This window comes from Agrobacterium sp. CNPSo 3708 (assembly GCF_028674915.1).
GTDB classification, from domain to species: domain Bacteria; phylum Pseudomonadota; class Alphaproteobacteria; order Rhizobiales; family Rhizobiaceae; genus Agrobacterium; species Agrobacterium cavarae.
The window spans coordinates 82,819-95,537 of sequence record NZ_JAQZSF010000012.1; the positions used below are offsets into that span (position 1 = coordinate 82,819).

The window sequence follows — 12,719 nt, forward strand, 5'->3', positions numbered from 1 at the left end:
AGAATGTGCAAATACAAAAATTGCCGCGGAGGAGAACGTATGGCCGGCAGTCGAGGCGGACCCGACGATGCTGAGGACAAAGGGTTCAGTTTCGATCCCAAATCTGCCGATGCCTATATTCTCCGCGATCCGCAGGCCTTTGCCATGAACATTGCAAGGGCTGTGGAAAATCTCGGCAAGGCTGCTTCCGAGTGGCTCGCTCCCAGAGAGCGCGGCGAGATTCCGCAGACGAGCCCAACTCCAATAAGCGATGTCTTCCAGACATTGTCGGACGTGGCCGAATATTGGATGGCGGAGCCGCAGCGATCCGTGGAGGCGCAGACCCACCTTCTATCGAACTATTTCGCGATATGGCAAGAATCGGTAATGCGGCTATCCGAGCAGCAGACCAAAGCTGGCGCGCAAAAACCACAGACCGAAACCCGAAGCGCCCACAAACGGTTTGCCGATAGTGACTGGCAGGCGAACCCCTTTTTCGATTTTCTGCAGAAGGTCTATTTCGCCACCGCCGACTGGGCGGAGAAGATGGTCACAGAGGCCGAGGGTCTGGATGAGCGGACCCGCGAAAAGGCGCGCTTTTATATGCGGCAGGTGACGGAGGCGATCTCACCAGCCAACTTCGCCTTCACCAATCCTCAAGTGTTTCGCGAGACGGTTGCTACCAGCGGGGCAAACCTCGTCAAAGGAATGGCACAGCTGGCGGAAGACATGGCGGCTGGCAACGGACACTTAAGGCTTCGCCACACCGACTACAGCCAGTTCGTCATCGGCCAGAACATCGCGATCTCTCCAGGCAAGGTGATTGCCCGCAGTGCGCTCTGCGAGGTTATCCAATACGCCCCCTCAACGGAAAGGGTGTTCAGGCGCCCTCTTCTCATCATCCCGCCATGGATTAACAAGTTCTACATTCTCGATCTCAACGCACGAAAATCCTTTGTCAAATGGTGCGTCGATCAAGGCCACAGCGTCTTCATGATCTCCTGGGTCAATCCTGACGCGCGCCATGCGGAAAAAGGTTGGGACGACTATATTCGTGAGGGCATCGATTTTGCGCTTGGCGCAATCGAAGAGGCCACCGGCGAACGGCATGTCAACGCGGTGGGTTACTGCATTGGCGGTACCCTTCTTGCTGCCACCCTCGCCCTTCACGTCAAGGAAAAAAACGATCGCATCCGCAGTGCCACGCTGCTTGCCGCACAAACCGACTTCACCCATACGGGCGATCTGAAGATCTTCATCGACGAGCCTCAGCTTGCTGCGCTCGATGTACATATGAAAGCGGTCGGATACCTCGATGGCGCGATCATGGCGAGTGTGTTCAACATGCTGCGCGCGTCTGATCTGATCTGGCCCTATATGGTGGACAACTATCTGCGTGGTACCCAGCCTCCACCCTTCGATCTGCTCTACTGGAACTCCGATTCCACCCGCGTCGCCGCGGCCGTTCATTCCTTCTATCTGCGCAACTGCTATCTGGAAAACAATTTGGCCGAAGGGCGGATGGTGGTGGATGGCAAGGTGCTGAACCTCGGGGACGTCACTATTCCGATCTATGATCTCGCCACGCGCGACGACCATATTGCTCCGGCAAAATCGGTATTCGAGGGCGCAAAGACGTTCGGCGCGCCGGTCGAATTCGTGCTGGGTGGTTCGGGCCACATCGCAGGTGTGGTGAACCCGCCTGACGCTGGCAAGTATCAATATCTGACCGGAGCCTCACCTGTCGGTGACTTTGACGACTGGCAGCGGGAAAGCAGCGTTCATCCCGGCTCCTGGTGGCCGCATTGGCAGGACTGGCTTGAACGACAGAGCAAAGACATGGTCGGAGCGCGCATTCCAGGAGATGGTGGGCTCACCCCGCTCTGCGATGCACCAGGCACCTATGTGCTTGAATGACCGACGCCATGGGAAGACACTTGCGCCATGCGCTTTGATTCTCCCCTCGTGCCCGCCACGCTCGTCTCCCGCTATAAACGCTTCCTCTTCGACGCCATTCTGGATGACGGAACGGCGATCACCGGATCATGCCCGAATACGGGCTCCATGCGTGGACTGACGACCCCCGGGTCCAGGATTTGGCTCTCCGAGCATGACAGCCCGACGCGCAAATATCGTCACATGCTGGAAATGGTGGAAGCGGATCAAACGGTGGTGGGCATTAACACAGGGATGCCGAACCGGCTTGCGGAAGAGGCAATCCTTGCAAATCGAATTCCGTCGCTACGCGGCTACGACGTGCTGAAACGCGAGCAGCGATACGGCATCAATTCTCGCATCGATTTCCTGCTTTCGGCGCCTGGAAGACCGGATGCCTATGTCGAGGTCAAGAACGTGCATTTCGTGCGGGAGGCCGGGCTCGCGGAGTTTCCGGACACAGCGACGAAGCGCGGCGCCAAACATCTTGAAGAACTGGGTGATGCGGCAGAAGCCGGTTACCGCGCCGTCATGCTCTATCTGATCCAGCGTCCAGATTGCCATCAGATGCGAATCTGCTCCGATCTCGACCCGGTTTATGCCGTCGCGTTTCAACGCGCGATGCGGCGCGGTGTGGAGGCCTATGCCATGGCTTGCGAGGTTTCGCCGCTGGAAATCGTCGCGAACCGGATGGTTGCAATAGACGACTGGCCCCCTGCTGCTTTATGAACGCAGGTGAAAGTAAGACAGAAAGCGATAGAATGGTCACCTATATCGAAGCGGCATCCGCCCCCATGAAGAACACGGGCGTCATCCGCCTCTATAATGCCGAAGACTTCGAGGGCATGCGCAAGGCAAGTCAGTTGACGGCACGTTGCCTCGATGCGCTTGCCGACATGGTCAAGCCAGGGATCACAACCAACGCAATCGACCGCTTCGTCTTCGAATTCGGGGCCGATCATGGCGCGCTTCCCGCGACGCTGAATTACCGCGGCTATACCAAATCCGTCTGCACCTCGATCAACCACGTGGTCTGCCACGGAATTCCAGACGACAAGCCGCTACGCGAAGGCGACATCGTCAATATCGACGTGACCTATTTGCTCGACGGCTGGTATGGCGATTCGAGCCGCATGTATCCCGTTGGACAGATCAAGCGGTCCGCCGAGCGCCTGCTCGAAGTCACTTACGAGTGCCTCATGCGCGGCATTGCTGCGGTGAGACCTGGCGTGCGGACCGGCGCCATCGGTGCTGCCATCCAGGCCTATGCTGAAGCGGAACGCTGCTCGGTGGTGACGGATTTCTGCGGCCACGGCGTCGGGCGCCTTTTCCACGATACGCCGAATATCCTGCACTACGGCAAGGAAAGCGATGGCCCGGAAATTCGTGAGGGCATGATCTTCACCATCGAGCCGATGATCAACCTTGGCAAGCCGCATGTGAAGGTTCTCTCGGACGGATGGACGGCGGTGACGCGTGACAGATCGCTGTCCGCCCAATATGAGCATGCCGTTGGCGTGACGGCGACAGGCTGCGAAGTCTTCACCTTGTCGCCGGGCGGCTTCGACCGGCCCGGCCTACCACCGCTCTAACGGGAGAGTTATCGCCAGATGGCAAAAGGTCCCTCGCCCGACACCGGAAAAGCATCAGCATTTGGCGAAACCTCTGGGGCGGGTGACCTGTTTGGCACTTCGGTAGACCTTGGCCTTCCCAGAGAGACCTCACCTGCCCCAAATTCCGCCAAGACGAAGGCCAGAGGCGGTGAGGAGATCGCGCATTATCACGGTCATCGAGAACGACTACGAGCCAAATATCGCGATATTGGCGATGTGGCGCTCGCCGACTACGAACTCCTTGAGCTTCTGCTCTTCAGGCTCATTCCGCGCCGCGATACAAAGCCGATCGCCAAGGCGCTGATCGCCCGGTTCGGCACGCTTGGCGGCGTTCTCGGCGCACCGCCAGCGCTTTTGCAGGAAGTCAGCGGCGTCGGAGAGGCTGTGGCACTGGATCTGAAACTCGTCGCGTCGGTCTCACAGAGAATGCTGAAAAGCGAAATCCGCAACAAGCAGGTGCTCGGTTCGTGGTCGTCTGTCATCGATTACTGCCATGCCGCCATGGCCTACGAAACGCGAGAGCAGTTTCGCATTCTCTTTCTCGACAAGCGCAACGTGCTCATCGCCGATGAAGTGCAAGGCTATGGCACCGTGGACCACACGCCCGTCTATCCACGCGAGCTCGTGCGGCGCGCACTGGAGCTTTCCTCAACGGCGATTATCCTCGTCCACAATCATCCCAGTGGAGACCCGACGCCGTCCAAGGCCGATATCGATATGACGAAGACCATCATCGATACAGCAAAGCCGCTTGGAATTGTCGTGCATGATCATATCATTATCGGCAAGGACGGGCATGTGAGCTTCAGAGGCCTGCGGCTGATCTGAAGACGACGAATGATGTCCGCCTGTTATGCCGGATAACCGTTACCCATCATCTTCGCTACTTATGAAGGCATATTGGGACCATCCCAAAGTGGCACACAACCCAAAGCTTTGCCATTAAGAAAAAAACAACCCGCTTGAATTAGCATATCCGAAAATAACGCAACAAGCGTATCGGAGGGTGCCGTGGGACTTATGGCAAGAATGCTTCGTAATCGTGCTGGCTCATCCGCCGTCGAATTTGCGATTATTGCCCCTATCTTTCTGCTGGTCCTGCTGACCATGATTGCCTACGGCATCTATCTGATGACCGCCTATTCCGTGCAGCAGGTGGCGGCCGATGCCGCCAGAACCGCCATTGCCGGATTGAACAACAACGAACGCGAGGCGCTGGCAAAGGACTTCGTGTCCAGAAGCGCTCTCGGCTACGCCTTCATGGACAAGCGCTATTTCCATGTGACGGTCGGCAGCGATCTCAGCAATAGCAATCAGTTCACCGTGACCGTGGAGTACGATGCGACGGAGCTACCGATCTGGAGCCTCTACTCCTACGCCCTTCCGGAAAAAACCATCAAGCGTTTCTCGACAATCCGGATCGGAGGGGTCTGACATGGACAAAGCAGGATTTCGGCAATCGCGTTTCTGGCAAAACACATCCGGCAACATTGCCATCATGGCCGGGCTCACCGCACCGCTCTTTGCCGGCATTCTGGCACTCGGCGTCGATTACGGGGCGCTGACGCTGCAAAAGCGGGAGCTTCAACAGACGGCGGATCTTGCCGCTATTTCTGCTGCTGGCGCTCCCAATCCGGAACAGGCGGTGTTGCAGCACTTCAAGCTCAATGGCAAAAAGCTGGGCGTCAAAATTCCGGCCGGCGTGCTGACGGATACGGGAATCGTGCCTCTCGATATAAACGGTGAAGTGCCTGGTATGGACGGCTACGCCGAGCTTACCAAGGGGCGCTATGTGCCTGACCCGAATACTGAGGTCGGCCAGCGGTTTGTTGCAAATGCCACACCGCCCAATGCGGTGAAGGTTGAGATCGTTGAACGAGGGGCGCTCTTTTTCGCGTCGAGCTTCACCACGCCACCTAAGGTTTCGGCAGTCGGAACGGCGGCAGCACAGCGCGTAGCGGCCTTCTCCGTGGGGTCGCGTCTGCTGTCACTCAATGAAGGCATCCTCAATTCGCTTCTCAGTGGACTCCTGGGTTCGTCCGTCAGTCTCAAGCTGATGGATTATCAGGCGCTCGTCAGCGCCGACGTCAATTTGTTGAAGGTCATCGATGTCCTGGCGGTCGACCTCGGCCTGCAGGCTGGCACCTACCGCGAGGTGCTCGCCACGGATGTGACCGTCAGCAAGTTTCTCAGCGCCCTTGGGCGCACCAGCGGCCTGTCGCCCTCCGTCGCGGCTGCCATCAAGACCCTGGAGCGGACGGCAAACAAGAGCAGCATCAGCCTTCCTCTTGAGAAGATCGTCAATCTCGGTCCATTTATGGACTCGATGGTCGGAAACAGCGAAAACCTCAAGGTCACGGCAGGTGTCTTCGACTTGATCTCCGCTGCAGCCGTTGCCGGCAACGGAAGCAAGCAGATTGCGATCAATGCGGGCGCGTCCGTTCCGGGGCTTGCGGGAACCAAGATCACGCTTGCCGTGGGCGAGCCTCCGGTCAGCACCCCGCCCTTGGCTGTTGGCGCATCCGGCACCGTTGTGCGCACGGCACAGACACGCCTCGCCGTCGATACTTCCGTGATAGGATTGAAAGCACTTCTCGGCCTGCAGATTCAAATCCCTCTTTATGTCGAGGTGGCGAATGCGGAGGCACGGCTTGCCGACATCCGTTGCATGACGCCTGGTAATGGCGCGGTGGATATTGATGTGGTGCCGGGTCTTGCTGAGATATCGCTCGGCAATGTCGACACCGGTGCATTCAATAATTTCGGGCGCACGCCACGCGTTACCAAAGCGTCGATCGTCGATTCTGCCGTGGTCAGGATCAACGGCATGGCGCAGATCAACAGCGGCAACATGACGAAGAGCCGACTGACCTTCTATCAATCGGAAATCCAGCTCGGCAAAATCAAACAGGTCTCGACGAAGGATGTCTCCACATCGCTCGTTACATCGCTTCTGAAGAAGCTCGATCTCGATATCAACGTGCTGTTCCTGACGATTGGCTCACCAACGGTTCTCCAGGCAGCGCTTGCCGATACGCTGGGTGCTGCGACGAAACCGATCGATGAGCTACTTTACAACACCTTGCTCGTGCTGGGCGTGAAGATTGGTGAAGCGGATGTGCGGGTGACGGATCTGCGCTGCATGCAGCCCGTGTTGGTTCAATAACTCTGCTTAAAACAAGAAAGCCGCCGGATCGCTCCGGCGGCTTTTGTATGCCTGCATGTCAATGAGATCAGGCGTTGGCGACGGCCAGGCGCTTTTCGTCGCGACCGCTCTTCATCCGCTCGGACAGGAGGAACGCCAGTTCCAGAGCCTGATCGGCGTTGAGGCGCGGGTCGCAGTGCGTGTGGTAGCGATCGGACAGCGAGTCGGCGGTCACGGCGCGCGCACCGCCGGTGCATTCCGTCACGTCCTTGCCGGTCATCTCGATGTGGATGCCGCCTGGATGTGTCCCTTCCGCGCGGTGGATCTGGAAGAAGCTCTCCACTTCCGACAGAATGCGCTCGAATGGGCGCGTCTTGTAATGGTTGAGCGTGATGGTGTTGCCGTGCATCGGGTCGCAGGACCAGATGACCTTGCGACCTTCCTTCTCAACGGCGCGGATCAGCTTCGGCAGATGGTCGGCGACCTTGTCGTGACCAAAGCGGCAGATCAGCGTCAGGCGTCCTGCTTCGTTGGCAGGGTTCAGAGCGTCGATCAGCTGGATCAGATTGTCCGGCTGCAGCGACGGGCCGCACTTCAGACCGATCGGGTTCTTGATGCCGCGGAAATATTCCACATGCGCGTGATCGAGCTGGCGCGTACGGTCACCGATCCACAGCATGTGGCCGGAGGTCGCGTACCAATCGCCCGACGTGGAGTCGATACGGGTCAATGCTTCTTCATAGCCGAGAAGCAGCGCTTCGTGGCTGGTGAAGAAGTCCGTTTCGCGAAGGCTCGGATTGTTTTCGGCGCTGATGCCGATCGCCTTCATGAAGTCCATGGTTTCGGAGATGCGACCAGCAAGCTTGCGGTAACGATCCGCCTGCGGGGAATCCTTGACGAAGCCGAGCATCCACTGATGCACGTTTTCCAGATTGGCATAGCCGCCCATGGCGAAAGCGCGAAGCAGGTTCAGCGTGGCAGCCGACTGGCGGTAGGCATCCAGCTGGCGCTCGGGGTTCGGAATGCGCGAGGCTTCGTTGAACTCGATACCGTTGATGATGTCACCACGGTAGGACGGCAGCTCCACGCCATTTTGCGCTTCGATGTTGGACGAGCGCGGCTTGGCAAACTGACCGGCGATGCGGCCGACCTTCACGACGGGCAGTTGCGCGCCATAGGTCAGGACAACGGCCATCTGCAGGAAGGCACGGAAGAAGTCACGGATGTTGTCGGCACCATGCTCCAGGAAGCTTTCGGCGCAATCGCCACCCTGCAGAAGGAAGGCTTCGCCTTCTGCAACGCTGGCAAGCTGCTTCTTCAGACGGCGTGCTTCGCCGGCAAAAACCAGCGGGGGATAGCTTGCAAGCTGGGCTTCCGTTGCTGCAAGCGCAGCAGCGTCCGGATATTGCGGAACCTGCTGGATGGGCTTCTGTCTCCAGCTACCGGGCGTCCAATTCTGTGCCATTCTACTCACCTGTCTCCCCGCCCGAAAAATTGCGCGGGCGTGCGCACCTTTAAAAATTGAGCGGCTTATAAACCTTTGCAGGGAGCTTGCCTAGTCAATTACCGACGCTTTTGGACCTGCGGAAAGTGCTTGGAATTCTGGATTATCCTAGAATTGAAGCCCGTGTGCTTCACGTCGTTGTTTCTGCAGCTAATCGCGACTGCACAACCGCTGCACTACGCGCCAGAGAAACAAGCCGAAATGGTCGAGACGGGTCGATGGCCATGTCTCCCATCGGTGATCATCGCCACTGTTCCTCTCTGTGACCTGGTTACGCGTCATCCTCTCCATTGCAAACATCGTTTCCGGCAACATGATCTTTCTCCTGTGTTCCCGACAGGAGGTAAGGCAGAGGCTGCGACGGGCGTAGATGCAGGAATGAAAGGCGCGTTTCACCGGCAAACGATGCAAAGCCAGACGGATCCGGCTATAAATGCCCTATCAGCCGGAGAGCCTTCCATGACAGATGTAAACTGGGACGATCTGAAACTCTTCCATATCGTTGCGTCCGAGGGTGGTCTTGCAGGCGCGGCAAACCTGACCGGCATCAGCGCGCCGACGATCGGCCGCAAGATGCTCTTTCTCGAACGGATGATGGGACGCACGCTCTTCATCCGCAGCCAGCAGGGCTACAAGCTGGCGCCCGACGGCGTGATCCTGTTTGAACGCGTTCAACATATGAGGCGGACGGCAGCAGAGATCAGCCAGTGGCACGGCGATGCCTTCTCGCTACCCATCGTTTCGATTTCCTCCAACATATGGCTGATGGGTTTCATCGCAGAAAACACGAGCGCCATTCGCGGACCAGACGACGCTTTTCGACTTTGCTGCAAGCACTTCGGTCCCGACGATGATCTGACCTACCGACGCGGAATGATCGGGGTCTTTGACGCACCCCCACAGCATGGCAATTTCGCAGTGCGCAAATCCGTTACGGTCAATTACTGCGCCTACCGGTCGGAGGGACTGACAACGACCGCATCCGCCCCCTGGATTTCAATCGGCACAGAAGTCGCGGCGTCTGATGCGGAGAAGTGGGTGTTTCGCAATCGGGAGCAGATGATCCACACATGGACAAATGCGCCAGCGCTCTTGCCGCGCCTGATCCAGAGCGGGGCCGGCAAGGGCGTGTTGCCCGCCTATATCGGCGACACTCTGCCAGGCGTGGTGCGAGACGGTGAGATCATTGAGGAGCTCGCCCACAACCTGTGGATCACCGTCAACGACGATGATCGACACACAGCGGAAATGCGGGTTGCCATCGACCGGCTCGCTGCGCTGTTGAAGCACAACGAGCGACTATTCGAGGGCGTGCAAGCCGAGCCTGTCGACAGGCAGAGCCCGGTTATACTCTTTCCCCGTTCTTGATACGGTAGCTTGGCGAATACATCGTCACCAGCTCCTCCGCAGCCGTCGGGTGGACGGCCATGGTGGCGTCGAAGTCGTCCTTGGTGCAACCGGCCTTCAGCGTGATGCCGAGAAGCTGTGCCATCTCACCGGCCTCATGCCCCAAAATATGCGCGCCGACGACCTTTCGGTCGGCAGCGTTCACAAGAAGCTTCATGATCGTCTTTTCCTGACGACCGGAAAGCGTTGCCTTCATCGGGCGGAATTGCGCGCGGTACACCTCGACCTCTTCGAATTTCGAAGCCGCCTGCTCTTCCGAAAGCCCGACCGTGCCGATTTCAGGCTGGGAGAAGACGGCAGTCGCAATCAGGTGATGATCGGGCTTTGTCGGGTTGTTCTTGAATTCCGTCTCGATGAAGCACATCGCCTCATGAATGGCGACGGGCGTCAGCTGTACCCGGTCGGTGACGTCGCCGAGTGCGTAGATGTGCGGGACGTTGGTGCGCGAATAGTCATCGACAATGATCGCGCCCTTCTCATTGATCTCGACTCCTGCCTTTTCAAGCCCGAGCCCCTTGGTGTTGGGATCGCGACCAAGCGCCAGCATGACGAGACCAACATGAACCGACGCGCCCTGCTTGGTGCGGGCCACGAAGCCGCCTGCCCCATCCTTGCTCACCTCCTGGATCACGTCTTCCAGGATGATGCGGATGCCCTTGGCTTCCATCGCTTCATGCAGGCCCTTGCGCATGTCGGCATCGAAGCCGTTCAGGATTTCCTTGCCGCGATAGATCAGCGTCGTTTCGACCCCAAGGCCATGGAAGATGTTGGCGAATTCGACAGCGATATAACCGCCACCAGCAATCAGGATGGATTTCGGCAGTTCCTCCAGATGAAACGCTTCGTTGGAGGAAATTGTCAGTTCATGGCCTGGCAAGGATGTGTGAGCATTTGGCGTGCCGCCGACGGCAATGACGATGCGCTCTGCCGTCACCGTCTCTCCGGTGCTGAGAAGCTTTATAGTGTGTGCATCGACAAGCTCTGCACGGCTATCGAAGATCTCGGCCTTGGCGTTTTCCAGACCCTTGCGGTAAAGACCCTCAAGGCGCTCGATTTCCTTGTCCTTGGCAGCAATCAGCTTTTTCCAGTCGAAAGTGCTTTCGCCGACAGTCCAGCCAAAGCCTTTGGCATCGTCAAAATGCTCAGGATATTGCGACGCGTAGACGAAAAGCTTCTTAGGCACGCAGCCTCTGATCACGCAGGTGCCGCCATAGCGATATTCCTCGGCAATGCCGACACGCTTGCCAAGCGATGCTGCCACACGAGCGCTGCGCACACCGCCGGAGCCGCCGCCAATAACAAAAAGATCGTAATCATAGGACGTCATCATAAACCCCTGTCATCGGCCGAGCCGCTCGAACGACGTACACTATCGACTGTCGCAGCGTGGAAAATCAGCCTGTTAAGCGAAGCTAGCGCCTTATAAGCGCGCAATGCCGAGGCATCTTCCTGATGCTCATATAGGTGCCGGTAGCGGCAAAAGAAAAGCCCGGAATCTCTTCCGGGCTTTGAAAAATACTGATTGATCAGCCAGCGATCATGGCTTTGGCGCAGGGGCCGCAGGTGGAGCAGTCGTCGCCCCAGGAGCGCCGCCAATGTTGGATGCGTTTGCAGGAAGTGGCTGCAGATCAGCGCCGGCAACCTTCTGAAGCTCTGCCATGCTGGAGGCGTTGAGATCGCGGTTGATACCAGCTGCCCAGATGTCGGCGGCCTTCATCAGTTCACGCGTGGCGATCGGTCCATCCTTGAGGAGCTTCTTGCCAGCATCGCTGCTGTAGAAGGTGGAAATGGCCTTCAGCTCTTCGACCGAGAAGGCGCGCGCATAGGTGAGCGCCGCTTCGCGTTCCAGGTCGGCACGGCGTGGTGCGAGTTCCAGTGCCTTGGCATCGACCGTCGCAGTAATCTGGTCTTCGACGTTTGGCGACGACTGAATGAGTTCAGACTTCAGACGCTCAGCAAGACCCGGCAGAATGTTGTCAAAGCGATCGGTCACGCCCAGTGCCGTGATTGCCTGCTTTGCAGCAGCGATATGCTCTGCAGAAATTTCCTGCGCACGTGCGGCAGTGCCGAACACGAGGCCGGAAATAAGGATCGAAGCAGCGGCAGCTTTGCCCAGTCCCGCTATTTTACCCATGAACTCTCTCGCTCCTATTATATTTTCGCCTGCATAACGCGGGCGCCATCCGGCCCTGCTATGATGGCAAGCGATGCCAAATTAATGAAAAGTCCGTGCTCGACGATCCCGGGAATCGTATTCAGCTGACGTGCCAGCGCTTCTGCATCAGGAATACGGCCAAATGATGCGTCGAAAATGAGATGACCACCATCGGTTTTGAACGGTCCGTCCTCGGAAGAACGCAGCTTCAACTCGCCCGAAAGGCCCATTTTGGAAGCCAGTTTCTCGATTGCGATGCGGGTTGCGATCTGGCCGAAGGCATTGATTTCGATGGGAAGCGGAAAGGCTCCCAGCGTCTCGACCACCTTCGTCTGATCCGCAATCACGATCATGCGGGCCGAAGCGGCCGCGACGATCTTTTCGCGTAGCAGAGCACCACCGCCGCCCTTGATCAGACGAAGACCGTGATCGACCTCGTCGGCGCCATCGATCGTCAGATCGAGTTCGGGCAGCTCATCCAGAGATTTCAGCGGAACACCAAGCTCGACGCACAGACGCGCGGTGCGTTCCGATGTCGGGACACCCTGGACTCTCAAACCGTTCGATACTTTTTCAGCAAGCAGGCGGACAAACTCTTCCGCGGTGGACCCCGTACCGATGCCAAGACGCATGCCGTCTTCAACATGGGCAAGGGCAGCCTCTGCTGCCTTGATCTTCATTTCGCGGGCATCCATACGCCTGCAACTCCGATTGACTCATGGGCTGCGCGGTGACTATCCGCACCAAATCGCCCTGGTGGTTGTGCATCGGAGAGGACAGATGACTGGTCCCGACCTTTGCGACTGCGTGTGTTTACACGTCTAGAAACTCAAACGAAAGCCCCTTTTGCTGCTTCAAAATCGACCATTCAAGGGTTTCGTTCGAAACGAGATCACGTGCTGTACCAGATCGGTCGAGGGAAGGTCCCAAAGCTCTGTTCAGACCTTGAAAAGACGCATCGTGCTTTTCCGAAAATCGGTT

10 protein-coding genes and 1 pseudogene are annotated in these 12,719 nt (G+C 57.8%); 7 read left to right on the top strand and 4 right to left on the bottom strand.

Annotated features, from left to right (window positions below):
• The first annotated feature begins 39 nt into the window (after nt 1-39).
• From PVA19_RS21730 to PVA19_RS21755, 6 genes and pseudogenes are all read left to right on the top strand, one after another.
• Nucleotides 40-1,896 carry a PHA/PHB synthase family protein gene (locus PVA19_RS21730; protein WP_274104148.1) on the top strand — a complete coding sequence of 619 codons (1,857 nt, stop codon included), beginning with the start codon at nt 40-42 and terminating at the stop codon, nt 1,894-1,896.
• Nucleotides 1,897-1,923: 27 nt separating this feature from the next.
• Nucleotides 1,924-2,643, top strand: a complete 720-nt coding sequence (gene sfsA, locus PVA19_RS21735; protein WP_274104149.1) for a DNA/RNA nuclease SfsA — start codon at nt 1,924-1,926, stop codon at nt 2,641-2,643.
• Nucleotides 2,644-2,675: 32 nt separating this feature from the next.
• Nucleotides 2,676-3,506: a type I methionyl aminopeptidase gene (map, locus tag PVA19_RS21740; protein WP_062598095.1), complete on the top strand. Its 831-nt coding sequence runs from the start codon at nt 2,676-2,678 to the stop codon at nt 3,504-3,506.
• A gap of 174 nt (nt 3,507-3,680) precedes the next feature.
• Nucleotides 3,681-4,355: pseudogene (radC, locus tag PVA19_RS21745) on the top strand (RadC family protein); the annotation flags it as partial.
• Nucleotides 4,356-4,547: 192 nt separating this feature from the next.
• Nucleotides 4,548-4,961, top strand: coding sequence for a TadE/TadG family type IV pilus assembly protein (locus PVA19_RS21750; protein WP_062425425.1), 414 nt, complete (start codon nt 4,548-4,550; stop codon nt 4,959-4,961).
• A 1-nt stretch (nt 4,962) separates the two neighbouring features.
• Nucleotides 4,963-6,693, top strand: coding sequence for a TadG family pilus assembly protein (locus PVA19_RS21755; protein WP_274104150.1), 1,731 nt, complete (start codon nt 4,963-4,965; stop codon nt 6,691-6,693).
• 67 nt (nt 6,694-6,760) lie between these two features.
• Here PVA19_RS21755 and PVA19_RS21760 read toward each other — a convergent pair whose 3' ends face one another.
• Nucleotides 6,761-8,137 carry a class II 3-deoxy-7-phosphoheptulonate synthase gene (locus PVA19_RS21760; protein WP_062425427.1) on the bottom strand — a complete coding sequence of 459 codons (1,377 nt, stop codon included), beginning with the start codon at nt 8,135-8,137 and terminating at the stop codon, nt 6,761-6,763.
• A 498-nt stretch (nt 8,138-8,635) separates the two neighbouring features.
• Between PVA19_RS21760 and PVA19_RS21765 the strand changes: the two genes are divergently transcribed.
• Entirely contained in the window at nt 8,636-9,544 is a 909-nt protein-coding gene (locus PVA19_RS21765; protein WP_274104151.1) for a LysR family transcriptional regulator, read from the top strand.
• On the opposite strand, the gene gor is transcribed toward PVA19_RS21765, so the two are convergent.
• From gor to rpiA, 3 genes are all read right to left on the bottom strand, one after another.
• Nucleotides 9,522-10,910: a glutathione-disulfide reductase gene (gor, locus tag PVA19_RS21770; protein ID WP_274104152.1), complete on the bottom strand. Its 1,389-nt coding sequence runs from the start codon at nt 10,908-10,910 to the stop codon at nt 9,522-9,524. The two genes, PVA19_RS21765 and gor, sit on opposite strands and share 23 nt — an antisense overlap.
• A gap of 210 nt (nt 10,911-11,120) precedes the next feature.
• Nucleotides 11,121-11,717 carry a DUF2059 domain-containing protein gene (locus PVA19_RS21775; protein ID WP_062437632.1) on the bottom strand — a complete coding sequence of 199 codons (597 nt, stop codon included), beginning with the start codon at nt 11,715-11,717 and terminating at the stop codon, nt 11,121-11,123.
• Nucleotides 11,718-11,734: 17 nt separating this feature from the next.
• The gene (gene rpiA / locus PVA19_RS21780; RefSeq protein ID WP_113179546.1) at nt 11,735-12,433 is read right to left on the bottom strand and encodes a ribose-5-phosphate isomerase RpiA; all 699 of its coding nucleotides are present in this window, start codon (nt 12,431-12,433) and stop codon (nt 11,735-11,737) included.
• Nucleotides 12,434-12,719: the final 286 nt, after the last annotated feature.

What these genes read in the sequence shown, in the direction of transcription:
- PVA19_RS21730 (WP_274104148.1), top strand. Translation starts at nt 40, where the DNA reads ATGGCCGGCAGTCGAGGCGGACCCGACGATGCTGAGGACAAAGGGTTC.
- sfsA (WP_274104149.1), top strand. Translation starts at nt 1,924, where the DNA reads ATGCGCTTTGATTCTCCCCTCGTGCCCGCCACGCTCGTCTCCCGCTAT.
- map (WP_062598095.1), top strand. Translation starts at nt 2,676, where the DNA reads ATGGTCACCTATATCGAAGCGGCATCCGCCCCCATGAAGAACACGGGC.
- PVA19_RS21750 (WP_062425425.1), top strand. Translation starts at nt 4,548, where the DNA reads ATGGCAAGAATGCTTCGTAATCGTGCTGGCTCATCCGCCGTCGAATTT.
- PVA19_RS21755 (WP_274104150.1), top strand. Translation starts at nt 4,963, where the DNA reads ATGGACAAAGCAGGATTTCGGCAATCGCGTTTCTGGCAAAACACATCC.
- PVA19_RS21760 (WP_062425427.1), bottom strand. Translation starts at nt 8,137, where the DNA reads ATGGCACAGAATTGGACGCCCGGTAGCTGGAGACAGAAGCCCATCCAG.
- PVA19_RS21765 (WP_274104151.1), top strand. Translation starts at nt 8,636, where the DNA reads ATGACAGATGTAAACTGGGACGATCTGAAACTCTTCCATATCGTTGCG.
- gor (WP_274104152.1), bottom strand. Translation starts at nt 10,910, where the DNA reads ATGACGTCCTATGATTACGATCTTTTTGTTATTGGCGGCGGCTCCGGC.
- PVA19_RS21775 (WP_062437632.1), bottom strand. Translation starts at nt 11,717, where the DNA reads ATGGGTAAAATAGCGGGACTGGGCAAAGCTGCCGCTGCTTCGATCCTT.
- rpiA (WP_113179546.1), bottom strand. Translation starts at nt 12,433, where the DNA reads ATGGATGCCCGCGAAATGAAGATCAAGGCAGCAGAGGCTGCCCTTGCC.